Origin of the sequence: Blautia wexlerae DSM 19850, assembly GCF_025148125.1 — a bacterium.
GTDB classification, from domain to species: Bacteria; Bacillota; Clostridia; order Lachnospirales; family Lachnospiraceae; genus Blautia_A; species Blautia_A wexlerae.
Genome location: NZ_CP102267.1, coordinates 1,927,885 through 1,947,412, shown reverse-complemented (window position 1 = coordinate 1,947,412; position 19,528 = coordinate 1,927,885). Strand labels below are relative to the sequence as shown.

The 19,528-nt window shown below is 44.4% G+C and carries 19 protein-coding genes and 1 pseudogene; 2 read left to right on the top strand and 18 right to left on the bottom strand.

The annotated features are described in order from the left end of the window. Positions 1-385 precede the first annotated feature (385 nt). On the bottom strand, positions 386-2,020 hold the full coding sequence (locus tag NQ550_RS09070) for a DAK2 domain-containing protein (RefSeq protein WP_044996080.1): 1,635 nt from the start codon (positions 2,018-2,020) through the stop codon (positions 386-388). A 58-nt stretch (positions 2,021-2,078) separates the two neighbouring features. Then, entirely contained in the window at positions 2,079-2,438 is a 360-nt protein-coding gene (locus NQ550_RS09065) for an Asp23/Gls24 family envelope stress response protein (protein ID WP_020993850.1), read from the bottom strand. Between the two features lie 208 nt (positions 2,439-2,646). Between NQ550_RS09065 and rpmB the strand changes: the two genes are divergently transcribed. Next, on the top strand, positions 2,647-2,835 hold the full coding sequence (gene rpmB, locus NQ550_RS09060) for a 50S ribosomal protein L28 (protein WP_019161496.1): 189 nt from the start codon (positions 2,647-2,649) through the stop codon (positions 2,833-2,835). Between the two features lie 333 nt (positions 2,836-3,168). Here rpmB and NQ550_RS09055 read toward each other — a convergent pair whose 3' ends face one another. From NQ550_RS09055 to rsxC, 16 genes are all read right to left on the bottom strand, one after another. Next, positions 3,169-3,540 carry a GerW family sporulation protein gene (locus NQ550_RS09055; RefSeq protein WP_020993849.1) on the bottom strand — a complete coding sequence of 124 codons (372 nt, stop codon included), beginning with the start codon at positions 3,538-3,540 and terminating at the stop codon, positions 3,169-3,171. 2 nt (positions 3,541-3,542) lie between these two features. Further along, positions 3,543-4,571, bottom strand: a complete 1,029-nt coding sequence (locus NQ550_RS09050; protein WP_025576983.1) for a DUF2953 domain-containing protein — start codon at positions 4,569-4,571, stop codon at positions 3,543-3,545. A gap of 4 nt (positions 4,572-4,575) precedes the next feature. Then, a complete protein-coding gene (locus tag NQ550_RS09045) occupies positions 4,576-4,887 on the bottom strand; it encodes a hypothetical protein (protein WP_025576982.1) in 312 nt (103 codons plus the stop codon). Between the two features lie 104 nt (positions 4,888-4,991). Beyond that, complete coding sequence (locus NQ550_RS09040; protein ID WP_008704324.1) at positions 4,992-5,447, bottom strand: NUDIX hydrolase; 456 nt, start codon at positions 5,445-5,447, stop codon at positions 4,992-4,994. Between the two features lie 180 nt (positions 5,448-5,627). After that, positions 5,628-7,130, bottom strand: coding sequence for a peptidoglycan D,D-transpeptidase FtsI family protein (locus NQ550_RS09035; protein WP_081703157.1), 1,503 nt, complete (start codon positions 7,128-7,130; stop codon positions 5,628-5,630). Further along, positions 7,039-8,412, bottom strand: a complete 1,374-nt coding sequence (locus NQ550_RS09030) for an FtsW/RodA/SpoVE family cell cycle protein (RefSeq protein WP_022380997.1) — start codon at positions 8,410-8,412, stop codon at positions 7,039-7,041. Before NQ550_RS09030 ends, NQ550_RS09035 begins: the two co-directional genes overlap by 92 nt. A 5-nt stretch (positions 8,413-8,417) precedes the next feature. Continuing rightward, entirely contained in the window at positions 8,418-10,613 is a 2,196-nt protein-coding gene (locus NQ550_RS09025; RefSeq protein ID WP_025576980.1) for a U32 family peptidase, read from the bottom strand. Positions 10,614-10,741: 128 nt separating this feature from the next. Further along, positions 10,742-11,149, bottom strand: a complete 408-nt coding sequence (locus NQ550_RS09020; RefSeq protein WP_008704329.1) for a cell division protein ZapA — start codon at positions 11,147-11,149, stop codon at positions 10,742-10,744. Positions 11,150-11,283: 134 nt separating this feature from the next. After that, positions 11,284-12,288: a Holliday junction branch migration DNA helicase RuvB gene (ruvB, locus tag NQ550_RS09015; RefSeq protein ID WP_008704331.1), complete on the bottom strand. Its 1,005-nt coding sequence runs from the start codon at positions 12,286-12,288 to the stop codon at positions 11,284-11,286. A 79-nt stretch (positions 12,289-12,367) separates the two neighbouring features. Beyond that, entirely contained in the window at positions 12,368-12,976 is a 609-nt protein-coding gene (ruvA, locus tag NQ550_RS09010; RefSeq protein ID WP_025576979.1) for a Holliday junction branch migration protein RuvA, read from the bottom strand. A 532-nt stretch (positions 12,977-13,508) separates the two neighbouring features. Beyond that, positions 13,509-14,300 (bottom strand): RnfABCDGE type electron transport complex subunit B, encoded by a 792-nt coding sequence (locus NQ550_RS09005; protein WP_022380994.1) that lies wholly within the window; start codon positions 14,298-14,300, stop codon positions 13,509-13,511. A gap of 13 nt (positions 14,301-14,313) precedes the next feature. Further along, entirely contained in the window at positions 14,314-14,889 is a 576-nt protein-coding gene (gene rsxA / locus NQ550_RS09000) for an electron transport complex subunit RsxA (protein WP_008704334.1), read from the bottom strand. A gap of 6 nt (positions 14,890-14,895) precedes the next feature. Further along, a complete protein-coding gene (gene rsxE / locus NQ550_RS08995) occupies positions 14,896-15,606 on the bottom strand; it encodes an electron transport complex subunit RsxE (RefSeq protein ID WP_022380993.1) in 711 nt (236 codons plus the stop codon). Next, positions 15,606-16,214, bottom strand: coding sequence for an RnfABCDGE type electron transport complex subunit G (locus NQ550_RS08990; protein WP_008704336.1), 609 nt, complete (start codon positions 16,212-16,214; stop codon positions 15,606-15,608). Before NQ550_RS08990 ends, rsxE begins: the two co-directional genes overlap by 1 nt. Further along, on the bottom strand, positions 16,211-17,188 hold the full coding sequence (locus NQ550_RS08985; protein WP_022380992.1) for an RnfABCDGE type electron transport complex subunit D: 978 nt from the start codon (positions 17,186-17,188) through the stop codon (positions 16,211-16,213). Before NQ550_RS08985 ends, NQ550_RS08990 begins: the two co-directional genes overlap by 4 nt. Positions 17,189-17,203: 15 nt before the next feature. After that, complete coding sequence (gene rsxC / locus NQ550_RS08980; RefSeq protein WP_022380991.1) at positions 17,204-18,520, bottom strand: electron transport complex subunit RsxC; 1,317 nt, start codon at positions 18,518-18,520, stop codon at positions 17,204-17,206. Positions 18,521-18,704: 184 nt separating this feature from the next. Here rsxC and NQ550_RS23065 point away from each other — a divergent pair. Then, positions 18,705-19,247, top strand: a pseudogene (locus tag NQ550_RS23065) (ribonuclease H-like domain-containing protein); the annotation flags it as partial. Between the last annotated feature and the right edge of the window lie 281 nt (positions 19,248-19,528).

Genomic DNA, 19,528 nt, shown 5'->3' with positions numbered 1-19,528 from the left:
CGGCAGAGCAATTATTCGGTTATAATCAAGTAAAAACGGACTATGTCATCCGCCCAGCCAGCTGCCAGGCGGGAAAATTATTTGTTTTTGTGTGCATTTGCAGGGATCTTAGATATTCTTAGGTTCCGGAAAACTGCGTTATGAGCAGACAGTCTCACTGTCTGAGCGAAGTTTGCAACGGAGCGAGTTTGAGAGGGCTGCTCATGCCCTTAGCAGATTTCCGGAACCTTAGAATATCTTAGTTCCCGAAACCGCACACAAAAACAAATAATTTTCCTGCCGTCCCTTTTTAATACGAAAACGGATATACCCACCCTCAACAATGGCCTATACCCGTTTTCATCACATGAACTATTCGTTTATCTCTCTCAAAAACTCTATTATCCTACTCTACAGAAATAACATAATAATAAATCGGCTGTCCACCCGCATTCAGTTCCACATCACAATCCGGACAAGCCTCCTCCAGAGCCGTTGCCAACTCCTCAGCTTCAGCCTCCTCAGTATCAGCACCATAATAAATACTGATCACCTCAGACTCATCATCCACCATCTGGGCAACTGTCTCCTTGGCAACTTCCATGCGGTCCTTGCCAACAGCCAGGATTCCATGATCACCGATACCCATCATATCCCCCTCATGGATCTCCTTATCATCAATCCTTGTATCACGCACAGCATACGTGATCTGTCCGGTCTTCACATGTTCGATTGCCTGAAGCATAGCCTCAGTATTCTCCGCACTGTTCTTCTCGGGCACATAACTGATCATGGCAGTAATTCCCTGCGGAATGGTCTTAGTCGGCACAACCACGATCTCTTTATCCTCAGTAAGATCCCTTGCCTGGTTTGCAGCAAGAACAATATTCTTATTGTTCGGGAAAATATAAATAGTCTTTGCATTTACTTTTGCAATGGCATTGAGCATATCCTCTGTACTCGGGTTCATTGTCTGACCGCCCTCGATCAGGTAATCCACACCCAGTTCCTTAAAGATCTCTGTCATTCCCTTTCCCACAGATACGGAAATAAAGCCAACTTCCTTCGGTGGCTGTGCTGCTTCTTCTTTTTCTTCCTGTTCTGCCTGTTCTTTCGCTATTTTCTCGGCATCCTTTATAAGCTTCTCCTGATGCTCCTCACGCATATTGTCGATCTTCATACGTGAAAGTGCACCAAAGGTAAGGGCTTTCTCAATAGCCTGTCCAGGATGATTGGTATGAACATGAACTTTCACGATCTCGTCATCTGCAACAAGCACAATAGAATCACCAAGGGACATCAGGAATTTCTTAAATTCATGCTCTGTCTCCTCGGACATCGGCTGGTTCAGAAGAATAATAAACTCTGTACAATAACCAAATTTAATATCAGCCTCTGTCTGTGCATCGATCTTAGTCACAGCAGGACCTTTTGCCTTGTCAAACTGTGTATAATCAATCTCTTTGCCAAGGAAACCATCATATGCACCATGGTATACTTCCAGAAGTCCCTGTCCACCGGAATCCACTACTCCTGCTTCTTTCAGAACCGGCAGCATCTCCGGTGTCTTTGCCAGAGTTTCCTCCGCATGAGCGATCACGCTCTGGAAAAATGTATCCAGATCCTCTGCTGTCTCCGCAAGCTCTACAGCCTTGGCAGCAGCCTCTCTTGCAACAGTAAGGATTGTTCCCTCCTTCGGTTTCATGACTGCCTTATATGCAGTCTCCACACCTTTCTCCATGGCTGCCGCGATATCAATGGCATCCAGTTCCTTACTGTTCTTAACACTTCTGGTAAAACCACGCAGAAGCTGAGAAAGAATAACACCTGAGTTACCTCTTGCACCGCGCAGAGAACCGGAAGAAATCGCCTTGGCCAGTGACTCCATGTCAGGCTCTCCCAGAGAACCTACTTCTGCTGCTGCTGCCATGATCGTCATTGTCATATTGGTTCCTGTATCTCCATCCGGTACCGGAAATACGTTCAGTTCGTTGATCCATTCTTTTTTAGCTTCCAGATTCTTGGCTCCTGCAAGAAACATCCTGGAAAGTATTCTGGCATCTATGGTTTTGTTATTCACCACAAGTTCCTCCTCTATCCTAATCAATTGCGCGTACACCTTCTACATAAATATCGATCTTATCGATCTCCATTCCTGTAAAGGCCTCGACTTTATATTTGACATTGCTGACAAGGTTGTCTGCAATTGTACTTATGTTCACGCCATATGCCACAATAACATGGAAATTCAGGCGGATTTTATTGTCCTCTGTAATTCTGACGCTGATGCCATGTTTCAGGCTGTTCTTTCCAAGAAGCTTTACCAGTCCGTCCTTCATACTGACTGCAGCCATGCCTACGATACCAAAACATTCTACAGCAACGCTTCCTGCGTAGGTTGCGATTACATCTGTGTCAATTATGATCTGACCTAATCCGGAATCTATACGTCCATTCATATGGTTACCTCCAATGCTCATTATTGTATGTAAGTGTATTATAACCTCTTTTCACAGAAAAAGAAATATAATTTTTGAGTTTTTTCCTTTTTTTGCTTGCAAAAGCACAATTCATCTGTTACAATGTAATCTGTTGAACACAAGGTTACTGTTCAGACGCTATGCACACAGCACGACAGTAACAATAAAGCGTCAAGGAGGTGCTATCATGGCTAAATGTGCAATCTGTGAGAAAGCTGCTCATTTCGGAAATAATGTAAGTCATTCACATAGAAGATCCAATAAAATGTGGAAATCTAACGTAAAATCCGTTAAAATCAAGACTGCTGAGGGTGGAGCTAGAAAGACATATGTATGTACTTCTTGCTTAAGATCCGGTAAAGTAGAAAGAGCATAATAACACCATTACCCCTGTTGCAACAGGGGTATTTTTTTTGCAAAAAAGACTGTCCCTCTGTTCAGATATTCTTTACCGAATATTCTGCCTGAGCTGACAGTCTTTTTTTATTTCATATGTCAAACGGGATATTCGCAATCTTCTGTAAAGTTAATGACAGAAAAGATGATATCCCAACAACAGGAAAACTCCGGCCGAAACCACCAGAACCACATTTTCTGCGATCAGCATCCCGATTATCATCCCAATCCCTATGAAAAACAGCATAAAGCCGAACAGCTTTTCCAATTCTTCTGCACCTTTTTCATCGGTTTGCTATAGTCTATGCAAAAATTATTTTTCTGATTCGCCGACAGATTCTTCGTCACCTTTTCCGGAGGTAAAACGGTCTACAAAATCCGGAACCATATCAAGGATCTTGGTGAGACCATCCTGATTTTTCACATTGACCAGCTTTGTTGTTCCATTCTGGATCACAAGCACTGCACAGGGAGTCATCTTTCCTGCCATTCCGCCGCCGCCGTTATCCTTCTTCTCTCCGGAAAAAGCACCGGCACCTACACCGAAAGATACATCCATCAGAGGAAGAATGATCGTATCGCCTACATGGATTGCCTCTCCTACCACTGTTTTCGCAGAAATAAAACTGTCCATTCCCTTGAATAATGAATTTACGGTTTCTTTAAAATTGTTTTCATTTGCCATGGTCATGCCCTCCTGGTTTTCCAACGTTTTATAACGTATTTTATATTTTTATTGAAATAAATACTCACTGCTGCCCGCACAGGAACAAATCCGTAAATCCTGCCTTTTGCCCTGATGTTTCCATACAGATAATTCTCACTGTCAAAGCGGGGATCGATCTGTATACAGTTTTTGTGAAATGGAATTGTCATCCCAAGTACAGCAAGTGCCGCACCTGTCAGCGCCGGATCTTCAAAAGAAAAAGTAACCTGCCCTTCTATCCTTGTAGGAAAAATATGCTTAAGCAAAAATTTTCCATGTTTCCATACAAGTTTTCTGGCAGCTGTCACTCTGGGATGTTCTATAAACGCCTTCCACCAGGACACATTCTTCTTAATCTTCCCGAATGTCCTGCGGATATTTTGCAGTTTTGTACGAATCGACTGAAAAATATTTCGGATCCGGTCATAGATCCCTTTTATAAAAAACTGCCTCTTCTTTAGACTATTCCGATCTGTATCATCTGCATTCAGTTCCTGCTGTCCGGATATCTGACTGTTTCTGATCCTCTCTGTATCAGCAGATGTATCTGAAGCTGAATTTCTGTCTGTTTTCAGATCCTCAGTCTCCATATTCTCTGATTTCGGGTGATCAACCACTGATTTTTTATGCTCTTCTTCCCTGTTTCCGTCTGTGCCGGATACAGATACCTTTTCTGCGCCGGATTTCTCCGGATTTTTCCCGGATTTCTTTGTTACAGCCCTCTTCTCCTGCCGTTTTTTCAACAACTTGTCTACGGGAATTCCAAACAGATGAAAGGATATCTCCATCTGCTGATCTTTCCATTCCGCTCTCAGCGAAATCCCATGAAACAGCCAACTTACGATACCCTCTCCCTCTGTCTGTTTCCAGCCACCTTCTGCCTTGACAGCTGATGCCTTATATCTTACAGGACAGAACAGTACAAGAAGAACTGCCAGTAAAAGAAGGCCCAGCAGAATTCCCAGGATGATCAGTATAAATTTAAGGATCAGCCATAAAATATGTAACATATTCTCACCTGTTTTCTATATATTCAGCTGTTGCGAAGGTTCCCGTTTCCCTGTACATTTCATCGATCAGACTTCGCACCATCTCCAGGGCTTCCTCTTTGCCCTTCGCCATTCCTATGATCTTCGGACAGATTCCATAAAAGCTCTTCTGTATCAGCATTGCTGCAGGAATAATATCCATCAGATTCACAGGATTCTCTGACAGAGTAAGGAGATAAATTCCCAGAACCGGTTTTCCGCTGTTCAGTTTCTTTTTTATCTCCTCAGGATCCTTTACAGATTCCCCTGCAAGAAAATTCTCCTGCCATTTCAGCATCTTACACCCTCTCCCGTTTCTATAACACTTCAGTTACAGTATTTCCATTTTCTCCAAAATTTAAACCGGGCTGCGTTGCAAAAAAACACAGCCCTGTTCTCTCGTTAATAATACTTATGCTGTTTTCCCCAGAGTCCATTGCTTCTCATCTCCAGATATTCCTGATAAGCACGCTCTACGATCTGCTTCTCGTTTGAAAACCTCAGCAGATGATAGATCTCATGAAATTTATAATATCCGGAATCTACAAAAAACTCCTCTCTCTGGGGCTTACTATGATAATTATCCGCAGTCATAAGATACCAGTGTACCTCTTTGAAAACCACGTCCTCCGGAACGGTAAAGTTATATTGGCTCTTTCCGATGTATTTCACAATGGTCGCACGCACTCCAGCCTCTTCCATCACTTCCCGCAATGCTGTCTGTTCATGCGTTTCGCCTGGTTCCACTGTTCCTTTCGGCAATACCCAGCCCTCATAACGGTTCCTGTAAGATTTATACAAAGTAAGAATCTTACCCCGATGAATTACCACACCGCCACAGCTCGTTGCTTCTATCATAATGCAATCCCTCCTGTTTTGCGTGGTATTATAAACTGAGTATAGTATATCTCTTTTTTTCCAAACCCGCAAGCTATAAATATCATTTCATAACATATTACCGATTAATTAGTTACTGTTCACTCCGTTCACATTAACGTAGCCAAAATTCATTCCAGATTGCCTGCAACATGGAATTTATTATTGCTTATCATAATAATACGCATCAAATATCTGCTCTGCGATGGGCACTGCTGCTTCACTTCCGGTACCGCCATTCTCAACAATGATCGCAACTACCAGATCCGGATCATCCACGTTGGAATAACCGATAAACCAGGAATGACTGGAACCATTCTCATCAAATTCCGCTGATCCGGTCTTGCCTGCCACTGTATATCCTCTTCCGTTCAGAGCCGATGCGGTTCCGTTTTCCACAACACCTTTCATAAGCTTTCCAAGGATATTCGCCTCATTTGTTGTCATCAGACGTTTATAGCTCTCCGGCTCTGTTGTCTTCACTGTCTCTCCGTCTGAACTTACAACAGAATCAATGAGATAAGGCTTCATGAGCTCCCCGCCATTGGCGATCGCACTGGTAATCAGCGCCATATGCATAGGTGATACCAACGTATTACCCTGTCCGATGGCAGTCTGCATAACCTCTGCAACAGAAGATTTTCCATTTAATGTAAAAGTACTCTTTTTATAGGAAGAAAGCGGAAGACTCTTATTAAAAAGAAGATCCTCGGCTGTTTTTTTCAGAGAACTGCCTCCGAGCATGGTTCCGATCTCTGCAAATGCACTGTTACAGGAATTGGCAAAAGCACTGTAAAAATCTTCCTGTCCATGAACAGTTCCGCCATAGCACCTGATCGTGTGATCTTCTCTGGTAATACTTCCCTCACAGAGATAGGAAAATCCCTCCAGACTGCCCTTGGTTCTGAAATAGTCCAGGGCAGTTACCACCTTAAATGTAGATCCCGGAGGATAGGCTCCGTTTGTAGCTCTGTTCAACAGACTGCTGTCATTGGAATCATTTACCAGTGTGTCCCAGTTCTGGGAAATAGTATTCGGGTCAAAGTCCGGTCTGCTCATTTCCACCAGAATCTTACCTGTAGAGGGTTCTATGGCAACAACCGCCCCTCTCCTGTCACCAAGTGCATTATAGGCAGTTGACTGAAGATCTGCGTTTAACGTCGTGTTCACAGAATCACCCGTATTTTTCTGATTCTTAAACTCATTTTTCATCTGGTTCAGGAAAAATTCATGAGAAGTCAGAAGTTGGAAGTTCGCCTCTGATTCCAGTCCGCTTTTTCCATTAGTGTCATATCCGACTACATGAGCGAACATATTTGCATAGGGATAAGTACGTTCCTCTGTTCCGTCTTCGTAAACATTGGTCTGGGCAAGCACCTGCCCATCTGCAGATATGATCTTACCTCTTACAACCCTGTCTGAAAAAGTATCCTGCCTTGTATTATAGGGACTATTGATAAAATCATCGCTCTTTGCATAATTAAAGTAGATCAGATATCCGATCATACTGACAAAGATCAGCACAAAAAAGCAGGATACCAGTGTATACTCTCTGTTACGGGGCCTTCTCTTTTCAGAAATCTCCCGGGCTTTGCGCTTCTGGCGCTTCTTCAACTCTCTGCGCCGTTCCTTTTCTTCGATATCTCTCAATTTCTTCGTCCTCATCTTCTCTCAAAATATACAATCCCTGAATGATCGCCAGCATCAGTACTGTACACGCGACAGAACTTCCTCCATAGCTGACCAGAGGAAGAGTTACACCTGTCATAGGGATAAATTTCGTTGCTCCGCCAATTGTCAGAAATACCTGAAATGCATATTCCGTACCAAGTCCAAGTGCGATCAGTTTGTAGAATGGTTTCTTAATTTTAAGCGCAATATTTACGATCATCAAAAAGAAACTCATACATACCAGGATCAGGCAGATTGCAAAAATCCCACCCAGTTCCTCACAGATTGCACTGAATATAAAGTCATTCTTGACAACAGGGATCTTCTCAGGCGAACCCTGACACAATCCCATTCCAAACCATCCGCCGGTTCCAATGGCAAACAGTGACTGGACGATCTGGTATCCTTCATTCTGATATACCGCCATGGGATCCTTCCAGGCTGTCACTCTCTGACGCACATGGCCAAACAGATGATATGCGACAACTGCCCCTGCAGATCCGCCTGCAAGACCAAGTGCCAGATATCCCACATTTCTGGATGCCACATAAATCATCACAAGATATGCCGCAAAGAAGATCACTGCACTTCCAAGGTCTCTGGAAAGTACAAGAATCCCCACATGCAGTCCCGCCACTACCGTAGCCTGGACCACTTTTGAAAAATCAGCACCTTTTCTCAGCAATGCCGCCATAAAGAACACAAATGTAATCTTTATCGCCTCTGAAGGCTGGATTCCCATCAGGGAAAGTTTTGCTCCATAGCTTGTCTTTGCAAGCACAAATACCGCCGCCAGCAAAACGATTCCGATTCCCGCATAAACCCATGTCAGGTCCTTGAGAAATTTCATCTTCCTGATCAGGACAGGTACGATCAATGCCACCACATTTACGCCTGCCACAATCACCAGCTGTCTGGTAGCTGTGGAAACATCCAGCCTGCACAGCATAATAAATCCTACGCTGAGAAGCATGCACATATTGTTGAGCAGTAAAATCGATGCTTTCTTATAAAAAATCCTGTACAAAATCTGGATTCCCGCAAAAAATGCCATCATTTCGATATAAAACAACACGACCTGAAACTTACCTGTCTTCAGGTAGATGACCAGAAACGCAGTGAAATCCATAAAAAAGATAAGCATCAGCTGCTGGCGCAGCGATTCGTTTCTCTCCTCCTCACTCTGCTGTTTCACCAGATAGAAACAGTGAAAAGTATAAATCACCATCAGGGTAAGGATCACATACTTGGATAATTCTACAATTACATTAATCATATGCCTTACTCGGCTCCTCTTTTAAAATGTCCCTTTGTATATTCCCGTTTCGGAGGATTCTTCCCATCACGATAAACAGCTCTGAACTCTTCATATATCTTCACCGCATCCTGAGGCTTCTCAATGGTAAATGCAAGTCTCAGGGAAGAGACACCAAGTCTGTCTATCTGTGATTTCTCTTTCAACAGGCCGTAAGGGATACTGTTGTAAATGATATTATAGCAGGGTATACAGAAATCTGTATTCTCAGTTTTCCATGGGTTACATATACATTTCGCCGTAAATTCTTTATCGTAACGGTCTTTTAAAGTTACCCCTTCTTCCTTATGATTACATCCGTAAAGATTTTTATGCACACACTGGGCCGATATCATAAGAGGCAGATATCCGTAGATCAGCATCTCGCTGTCCCGGTTATCTCTGTGGCGGATTTCCCCTTCGTTCAGCTCAAGCGGTACCGTATTTCTGAGGACTTTCTGATCTTTCCAGAAATCAGCAGCTTCATCATTCCATGTATACATACTGTGATCCAGAACACATTTCTCAGCCAGACCTGCCTTTCGCAGAACTGCAAAAGTCTCCAGATTTCTTACCAGAAATCCTGTCATTCCTCTGTCCATCCACTCTCTGATCCTGGTAAGAAGCTCCCGGGGCATCTCACCTCTCATAATATGCGGAAGAGACAGATACATCTCCATTCCTCTGCTTACACAGTCATCCAGGCAGACCTCCATGGCATCAGCGTTCAGATACATTCCATGTATCCCCTCTCTTTTATATAACGCCAGTGCAGTGGATTTTTCTTCACAGGAAATATAAATCGGAAGATTTTTCTGCTTTGGCGAATCTGCTTTTCTTCCGGCATCCTCTGATAAGCGTTTCTTCCCATTATTTTCTTCTCTCTTATATGGTTTGAGCAATTCATTTTCCAGCGATTCCAGTGCCTCTCTTCTCGCCTCATTCAGCATTTTCATCGGGATAAAAATATTCTCATCCATCTGGATTTCCAGATTTTCCCACTCATATTCTGTATTTCCAAGCTTCTCCATCTGTGAACGGATGCGCTCTTCTGTCAGCGGCTGGTTCTGCGCATACTGTACCTCACCCACAGACGCAAATCCATGGATTCCCCTGCATGACACATCCAGTATAGCAGGACTTCCTGGAAAAAGAATGAATGTTCCCTGAATTTTTTCTTTCTTTTTTCTTAATACAGGACTGACATCTCCTGTTTTCTTCTCATTACTGAATGCCATCATGGACGGACCATTCTGCATCTGATAATAACCGGTACAGGAACCTCCCCTGTTAAACAGATCCAGCAGATATCTCTTATCCTCCTCTGCTACCCTGTAATTCTCAGCTCCCTTCTCAAAAAGAAGATCCAGGTACTTCCGATATACAGAAGTTACCCCTGCTGTATATCCCGGCTGCTTCATCCTGCCCTCTATCTTAAGAGAAGTAACACCAACCTCCAGAATCTGCGGAAGAATCTCTATCGTAGAAATATCTTTCAGACTCAGAGGACATAGTTCTTGCGCTTTCCTTTTCTCTGACCGTCTGCCATTTTCCCCGCAACAAAGCGCCGTCTGGTAAGGCAGACGGCAAGGCTGTGCACACCTTCCTCTGTTACCGCTTCTTCCACCCAGGATACTGCTCATCAGGCACTGTCCCGAATAACTGTAACATAAAGCTCCATGGACAAAAGATTCAATCTCGATAGGACTTGTCTCATGCATCCTCCGGATTTCCTCAAGGGAAAGCTCTCTGGCAGTTACCACTCTGGAAGCACCCTGTTCTTCCAGAAACTTCATCCCCTCCGGACCTGTCACAGTCATCTGCGTGCTGGCATGAAGATGCATACCCGGAAACATCTCCCTGATCATCTTAAACACACCCATATCCTGAACGATCACCGCATCCAGACCTTCCTTATAATATGGAAGCAGATAATCATACAACTGTTCAGACAGTTCCCTGTTCTTCAACAGCGTATTCACTGTCAGATAAAGTTTCCTGCCATGGATATGAGCAGTATCAATGGCACGCAAAAGCTCTTCCTCTCCGAAATTCTTCGCATAAGCCCGCGCGCCAAAGGCTACTCCCCCTACATAAACCGCATCTGCACCTGCACCGATCGCTGCCTCAAATCCCTCATAGGAACCGGCAGGTGCCAGAAGTTCAATCTCTTCTCTTTTCAATTCTATACCTCACGTTTTCTATAACAGTCATCTTAAATGCATTATTTATGAGCATTGCTATAATATTCAAATCGAATACATATGAAACAAATCATAAAGGGGAAATCACCGAAGTAATCCCCCCTCTATTATTTCAGCAGCTCATCAATCTGCTTTTCCAGTTCCTTATTCTTTCCCTCCAGAAGGCTCTTCTGTTCCAGGGCTTCCTGTTCATGCTTCTGCGCTTCCTCAATCTGCATACGAAGCGAGATCAGCTCATGCTTCAGATCATACATCTCCTGATCCTTCTGCTGTAAATCCTGTTCAAAAACCTCCGCCTGTTTCTTTGCCTTAAAATAGTCATCTGTAATATTCAGGCTGATAAGTGTATGCTTGGTCTCCATGGGCTGTCTGCTGTAACCCGGCATAGCACTTAACTCATCCATCTTTTTATTTATATAGGATGCTACTTTCTGAAAATATTCTTCCGATTCATAGCCTCCCAGCGTAATAATCTTACCACCTATGATTACCTTTGCTGTATTTTTGACCGCCATCCGTACGAGCCTCCTGTATCTTCCTTCAATCTGCCCGGAACCCCGGACATTTACTTCATTATACTCGAAAGCAGTCGAAATGTATAGGAATTTTTAAAAAACTTTTACTTTTTTATATTTTTACACCCTTAACTTCAGTTTTTCTCCGGCATCTGATAGCCCAGATGCTCATACGCAAGCGCCGATGCCATACGTCCTCTCGGCGTACGGTTCAGGAATCCATTCTGCAGCAGATAAGGCTCATACACATCCTCCAGCGTACCGGAATCCTCCCCTATCGCCGCAGCCAGAGTCTCCAGTCCCACAGGACCACCCTGAAAATTCACGATCATAGTCTGAAGAATCCTTCTGTCAATCTTATCCAGACCATACTGATCCACTTCCAGAAGATTCAGCGCAAAACACGCCACATCATAAGTAATCCGTCCATCATACTTCACCTGCGCAAAATCACGAACCCTCTTCAGCAGACGGTTGGCAAGCCTCGGAGTTCCCCTGGATCTCTTGGCAATCTCAGCCGCACCCTTCTCATCAATCTCCACTCCAAGAACCTGAGCAGAACGGATAATGATCGTCTTAAGCTCCTCATGAGTATAAAACTCCAGATGATGCATCACACCAAAACGGTCACGAAGAGGTGCAGACAGAAGTCCTGCCCTGGTAGTCGCCCCCACCAGCGTAAACTTCGGCAGATCCAGACGTATAGACCTGGCAGAAGCCCCCTTCCCGATCATAATATCAATAGCATAATCCTCCATAGCAGGATAAAGGACCTCCTCCACCTGCCTGTTCAGGCGGTGGATCTCATCCACAAACAGAATATCTCCCTCCTGCAGATTATTAAGGATTGCAGCCATCTCCCCCGGCTTCTCAATAGCCGGCCCGGAAGTCACCTTCATATGAACCCCCATCTCATTGGCAATAATCCCCGAAAGAGTAGTCTTACCAAGCCCTGGAGGACCATAAAACAAAACATGATCCAATGCATCATGCCTCTGCTTCGCAGCCTCTATATAAACCTTCAAAGTACTCTTGGTCTTCTCCTGACCAATATAATCATCCAACGTCTGCGGCCGGAGATTCCCCTCCAGAGAAAAATCCTCCTCCGTCACATCCGTAGTTATAATACGTTTCTCCATCTGTTACCCATCCTAACCTATAACAATTCTATAACAATACAGGCAATCCAATCTACCAGAGCGTGAAATCCTGCTTCAGTTAAAAATTCTTCAGCGCAGCCTTCAAAAGACCTTCCACATCATCCGGTGACACATCCGTAACCTTACGCACCGCACGAAGCGCATCCGCACTGCTGTATCCCAGCGCAACCAGAGCCTCAACAGCTTCCTGCCTGCCATCCGAAACCTCACCGGCTCCCACTGCTGCCCTCTCCTGCTCATGAACCAGCTTCAATTCAAACGCATCCTCCAGCTTCATCTTATCCTTCAGTTCAAGGATCAGCTTCTGAGCAGTCTTCTTCCCGATACCCGGAGCCTTCGACAACGTCTTCACATCATCCGAAAGAATTGCAAACCTCAATTCATCCGCCGTAATCCCCGCCAGAACCCCCAGCGCAGCCTTCGGCCCCACACCATTCACGCCAAGAAGCAGCTTAAACATCTGCAGATCATCCTTAGTCCTGAACCCATACAACTTCATGGCATCCTCTCTCACACTGAAATAAGTATGGACCTTCACATCCTCCCCCATACGAATCTCAGACAAATCTGCCCCCGTCATATATATCTCATAACCAATCCCCCCGGCCTCAACAACCACCGAGCTCTCAGTCATATCCACAGCCATTCCATGAACAAACGCAATCATGATACATCCTCCGTCCCAAATTCATCACTTCCGATTCATCATACCACATCCCACCCCATAACGCAAACATATATTCGCGTATATTGTTCGCGCGCCTTACGAAACAGTTACTGTTCACTCCGTTCACAGTAACTTAGCCAAAATTCATTCCAGATTGCCTGCGGCAATGGAATTTTGGCTTGTATGTCTCGGGATTTTGGCATATTCATGCCAAAACACCTCGCGGGATAGTGGTGTGTGAACAGTAACGCGAAACAACCAGTAAACAGCGCGGGGCATTACTTCGGTTTGGGTGAATTTTGCAGGAAGCGTAGTAACTCTTAGTTCCGGGAAATCTGCGTTATTCGAAAAATGCTCACTGTCTGAGCCGCTTCGCGGCGAGTTTGAGCATTTTTCGAATGCTTTTAGCAGATTTTCCGAAACTTAGAGTTCCTAGCTTCCGAAACTGAACCCAAACCGAAATAATGCCCCGCGCGTCCCTTAATCGAAAAAAAAGAACCGCCATGCCTTCACACAGCAGTTCTTCCTCCCATTACTGAATAATATGTCTCGGACAAACCTCTTTACAAGCCCCACAATTCGTACACTTACTATAATCAATATGCGCACAGAAATTATCAACCGTAATCGCCCCATTCGGGCAAGTCTTCTCACACTTCTTACATCCGATACAGCCAACCTCACACGCAGAAGTAACAGCCTTACCTTTCGCATGAGAACTACACTGCACAAACGTAGTCTGCTCATAGGGCACAAGCTCGATCAGATGCTTCGGACACTTGGCAACACACTTACCGCAGGCCTTACAAGCCTCCTTATCAACAACCGCCACACCGTTCACAACATCAATCGCCCCAAACGGACAGGCCTTCACGCAGCTTCCAAAACCAAGGCATCCATAAGTACAGGACTTCGCACCACCACCGGGAATGAAAGCCATCATCTCACAGTCTTCCACACCTGTATACTCATAATTATCCTTCGTCTTCTCACAGGTACCCGCACACTTCACATACGCCACCTGACGGGCAGTCTCCACAACTTCCTGTCCCATGATCGCTGCGATCACTTTCCCGACTGGCTCACCGCCTACCGGACATCCGTTTACAGGTGCCTCACCTTTGGCGATTGCTGCTGCCAGGCCATCACAGCCGGGATAACCACAGCCACCGCAGTTATTACCGGGAAGCGCCTCACGAACAGCAACTTCCTTCTCATCCACTTCCACAGCAAACTTCTTACCGGCAACACCAAGGAAAACACCGATAAAAAGACCTACTGCCGCAACCAGTACAGTTGCCGCGATAATTGCTCCTATATTCATACCAGTCCCCTCCTTAAATCAGTCCTGAAAATCCGAAGAAGGCAATTGCCATCAGTCCGGCTGTCAGCAGAACTGTAGGGAATCCCTGGAAGGATTTTGGAATGTCATTGTATGCGATTTTCTCACGGATACCAGCCATCAGCACGATGGAAATAGTAAATCCCACTGCTGTTGCAAATCCGTTCACTGTTCCCTGAAGAACATTATACTCTTTCTGCACGTTTGTAAGGGCAACACCAAGAACCGCACAGTTTGTTGTGATCAGCGGAAGATACACACCAAGTGCCTGATACAGGGAAGGCATTGTCTTCTTAAGGAACATCTCTACAAACTGTACCAGCGCCGCGATCAGCAGGATGAATACGATAGTCTGCAGATAAGTCAGGTTCGTAGGAACCAGGATAGCATTGTAAATAATACCTGTCACAAAAGATGACAGTGTAATAACGAAAATGATCGCACCGCCCATGCCGGCTGCTGTCTCAACACTCTTGGAAACACCAAGGAAAGGACAGAGGCCAAGGAACTGGCTGAGGACTACGTTATTTACAATCGCTGAGCTTACAAGTATGATCAAAAGTTCTTTCATAATCCATTACCCCCTTTTTCCCTTACACATGGTATTGCCACAGGCTGCACAGCTTCCGCCGCAATCAGGATTACTTGGATCAATGCCACGTTTGGCTGCACCGATTTTGAATTTGTTCTGTAATGCAGAAAGCGCTGCCAGAACAAAGAATGCTCCGGGTGCCAGGATAAAGATTGTGATCGGTTCATAACCAGCCTTACCTGCTGTAGCATCTGCCAGAGGAAGGATCTGATGTCCGAACAGAGAACCTGCGCCGATCAGCTCACGTACTGCACCGATACAGGTGATACTTAAGGTAAATCCAAGACCCATACCAATACCATCAAACAGAGAGGCAATCGGTTTATTCTTGGATGCATATGCTTCTGCACGTCCAAGGATGATACAGTTAACTACGATCAGAGGAATATAGATTCCAAGGGAGTCATACAGGCTTGGGATAAATCCCTGTAAAAGAAGCTGTACAACTGTTACAAAGGAAGCAACAACTACGATAAATGCAGGCATACGCACTCTGTCCGGAATAAAGTTTCTCAGAAGAGAGATCATTAAGTTGGATGCTGCAAGGATCACTGTTGTAGTAAGTCCCATTCCGATACCATTGGTTGCAGATGTGGTGATAGCCAGTGTAGGACACATACCAAGCATCAGTACAAAGGTAGGATTTTCTTTGATGATTCCGTTATATAAACGTTCAGCAGGTGTGTTTGGTTTCATCACTGATTTCCCCCTTTCTCATACTGGAATGCACATAATCCGGCATTAACACCGTTTGTCATGGCATTCGTTGTAATAGTGGCACCACTTAACGCATCGATCTGATCATCCGCTGTGGCACCGGTCTTTGTATATTCAAATTTATCTACGTTCTTATCTTTGAACTGATCCTTAAATGCATCTGTGTTTGCTCTCATACCAAGACCTGCGGTCTCACCGATGGAAAGAATGGAAATTCCATTTAAGGTACCGTCATCCTGGATACCCATTGCAAACTGGATATCTCCGCCGTAACCCTCGGAAGTGGTTACTGTAAATGCATATCCCAGTTCATTGCCTGAAGCATCCTTGGCAAGCATAGTCTCATCTATGGACTGTGCCGCATATCCGTTCTCATCCAGATAAGACTGCATGGCATCCGCATCCACATCCACTGTCTCAAAGCTGTCCGCATCTGCAAATACTGCCTTATAAGCATCCTGTTTCGCCTGAGCTTCCTGCTTTGCAATAGGATCTGCCGTAATATCCTGGACTACACCAAGGGCAAGTCCTGCCACCAGTGTGATCACTGTAATGGCTATGGTATCTTTGATAATTCTGTTACTCATGCCTTTTTGCCCCCTTTCCCAAATGCCGGGTGACGAGTCACACGTTCAATCATCGGAACTAACAGGTTGCAGAAAATGATCGCATAGGATACGCCCTCTGCGGAACCGCCAAAGAGACGGAAGACCGCAGTCAGTACACCAAGACAGACACCGTATACATACTGTCCTCTTGGTGTGATCGGTGTTGTGACATAGTCTGTAGCCATAAACCATGCACCAAGCATAAGACCACCGCCGAAGATGTGGCTGAACAGATAGTTCACGTCAAATCCCTTGCCTGTTCCAAGCATGTAAAGGATTACAAATACTGCGAAACTTCCAATATAGGTAAGCGGAATCTTCAGATCGATCACCTTGAAAACCAGAAGGATTGCTGCTCCGATCAGGATCGCAAGGGCAGAAGTCTCACCGATAGTTCCCTGGATATCACCGATAAACATATGTAATACAGATACAGAACTGTCTGTAAATCCATTCTGTTTCAGAGCTGCCAGAGGAGTTGCACCGGATACAGTATCTACCACACCTCTGAAGCTGTCGCTTACTGCGAAATCTGTCATCTTTCCTGCGAAAGAGATCATCAGGAAACATCTTCCTGCAAGTGCCGGGTTCATGAAGTTCTGTCCCAGACCACCGAAGAGCTGTTTTACAACGATAATCGCAAATGCACTGCCAAGTACAGGCATCCAGAGCGGAATTGATGCAGGCATATTTAATGCAAGTAATAAACCTGTAACAACTGCACTGAAGTCTGTAATTGTGTTCTTCTTATGCATCAGCTTGTCATAAATCCACTCAAAGAATACACTGGAAGCGACGGTGATCACTACTACCAGTAAGGCACGAAGGCCAAAATTATAAATTCCAAACAGTGTGGCCGGCAGAAGCGCCAGTGCCACAAGCTGCATGATTTTGCTTGTTGTCATCTTATCCCGGACATGGGGATTGGATGATACATGTAACATCTGATCCATTACGATGTCCCCCTTTTACTTTTTCTTACGGCTTGCCAGAACCATCTTACGCATAGATTTGATCATCTGGGTCAGCGGACGCTTGGCAGGGCAGATATAACTGCAGCAGCCACATTCGCAGCACTCCATACCATCAAATTTCTGGAAGCTCTTCATGTCACCATGCTCTGCAAAGGTTGCAAGTCTTGCAGGAATGACATGGCCGGGACAGACTCCTACACATCTGCCGCAGTTAATGCATGCAGTCTGTTCGGCATCTGCCACATCATCCTTCTCCAGGCAGAGACATGCGGAGCTTGTCTTAATACATGGTACATGAGTGTCATACATGGCAAATCCCATCATAGGACCACCTGAAATTACTTTGGATACATTGTCTGTCAGTCCGCCAGCAGCTTCTATAAGCTCTGCCATATCTGTTCCGGAAAGGACATCAAAGTTCTGCGGATTCTTAATCCCCTGTCCTGTTACTGTCACGATACGGTCCATAACAGGTTTTCCAAGGATAACGGCTTCATAAACAGCAATTACGGTATCTACGTTGTCAACTACGCATCCTGCATCTGCCGGAAGCATGGCAGAGTTGATCTCTCTGTCTGTGACAGCTTTGATCAGGAAACGCTCACCACCCTGTGGGTACTTGGTCATCAGCTCTGCTACTTCAATACGTGGAATATCTTTTACCATTTCTTTCAGTTTCGCAATACAGTCAGGCTTGTTATCCTCAATACAGATATATCCCTTCGCATTGTCAAAGAGCTTCAGCATAACTCTTAAGCCCTCGATCAGCTTCTCAGAGTCATCCAGCATTCTTCTGTAGTCACTGGTAAGATAGGGTTCACACTCGGCACCGTTTACAAGGATATGATCGATCTTCTCCGGTTCCTTTGGCGCAAGCTTTACCTGTGTGGGGAATCCGGCGCCGCCCATTCCCACTACTCCGCCTTCTTTAATTCTCGCCAAAATCTCCTCTTTCGAAAGATCTTCCAGACGTGCAGGAGTAAATTCCACACTTTCATACTGCTGGTCATTCTCAATGATAATGGAATTGACCATAGAACCTGTTGCTGTCAGGCGCGGTTCGATTCCTTTTACCGTACCGGAAACAGACGAATGGATCGGTGATGAGACAAACCCCGCAGCATCTGCGATCTTCTGTCCTGCGAGCACATGGTCTCCCTTCTGAACTATCGCTGCAGCCGGAGCACCGATATGCTGGGAAAGAGGATATACCATATCTCCCTTTGGCAGATATTTCACTACCGGACTGTTCTTGGATAATTCTTTTCCGTCATAAGGATGAACACCACCCTTAAAGGTTAAAATTCCCATTTCGTTCCCTCCTTTTATATTAAGCACCACCAAAGTGCTCTATTTTTGATAAAATCCATATACTTTTTTGTACATTTTTATCAACCTGTTTATAATATAAACCATTTTTTCAAAAAAAGCACTACCCAAATTTCATTTTCTTGTGTATAATTAAAAACAATTTCAGAAAGGAAAAATTATTAACATGATTGTTAAAAAAATGCCCATTTTACAAGGGTTTCCAGACTTTGAGACTGTTAAATTTTTCACTGGAAAATTCTTCCAAAAATACAATTTTACACCTGTTTTTTACGACATTGAAACCACCGGATTATCAAGAAATTCCACGTATTTATACCTGATCGGAGCTGTTGGAATTGAAGATGAAACTTGGAATTTTTATCAATGGATGGCCGAAAATGCCAGTGAAGAAGAGACAATTCTGAGAATTTTTTCACAATTTCTTCAGCAATATAATTTGATGATTTCTTACAACGGAGAACGATTTGACCAGCCCTATCTGGAAGCACGATATGAAAAATATGGAATTCCCTCTCCGTTTACAGGAAAACAGTCGCTGGATCTCTACCTGACATTAAAACCGTTAAAGTCACTTTTAAAACTGTCTGCCATGAAGCAGCCCTGCATGGAAGAATTTCTGGGGATCAAAGACAGGATTTATGATAATGGTAAGGAATGCATTAAACTTTACAAAGATTTTCTGAAAAAAAGAGATGCCTTTACAGCTGATGAAATCCTTGGACATAACCTGGAGGATGTGCTAGGACTTGGAAGAATCTTTGATATGCTGGGATATCTTTGCATCTATGATGGAGATTATGAAGTTACATACAGTGAATTTGACGGAGACAACCTGATTCTGAAACTGAAGCTCCCCTGCACACTGCCACAGGAATTTTCCAATGGAAACACCGACTTCTATCTGACAGGAAAAGACGAAGAAATCAATTTAATTATCAAAACAACTGACGGGAAACTGAAACAATACTATGCAGATTATAAGGATTA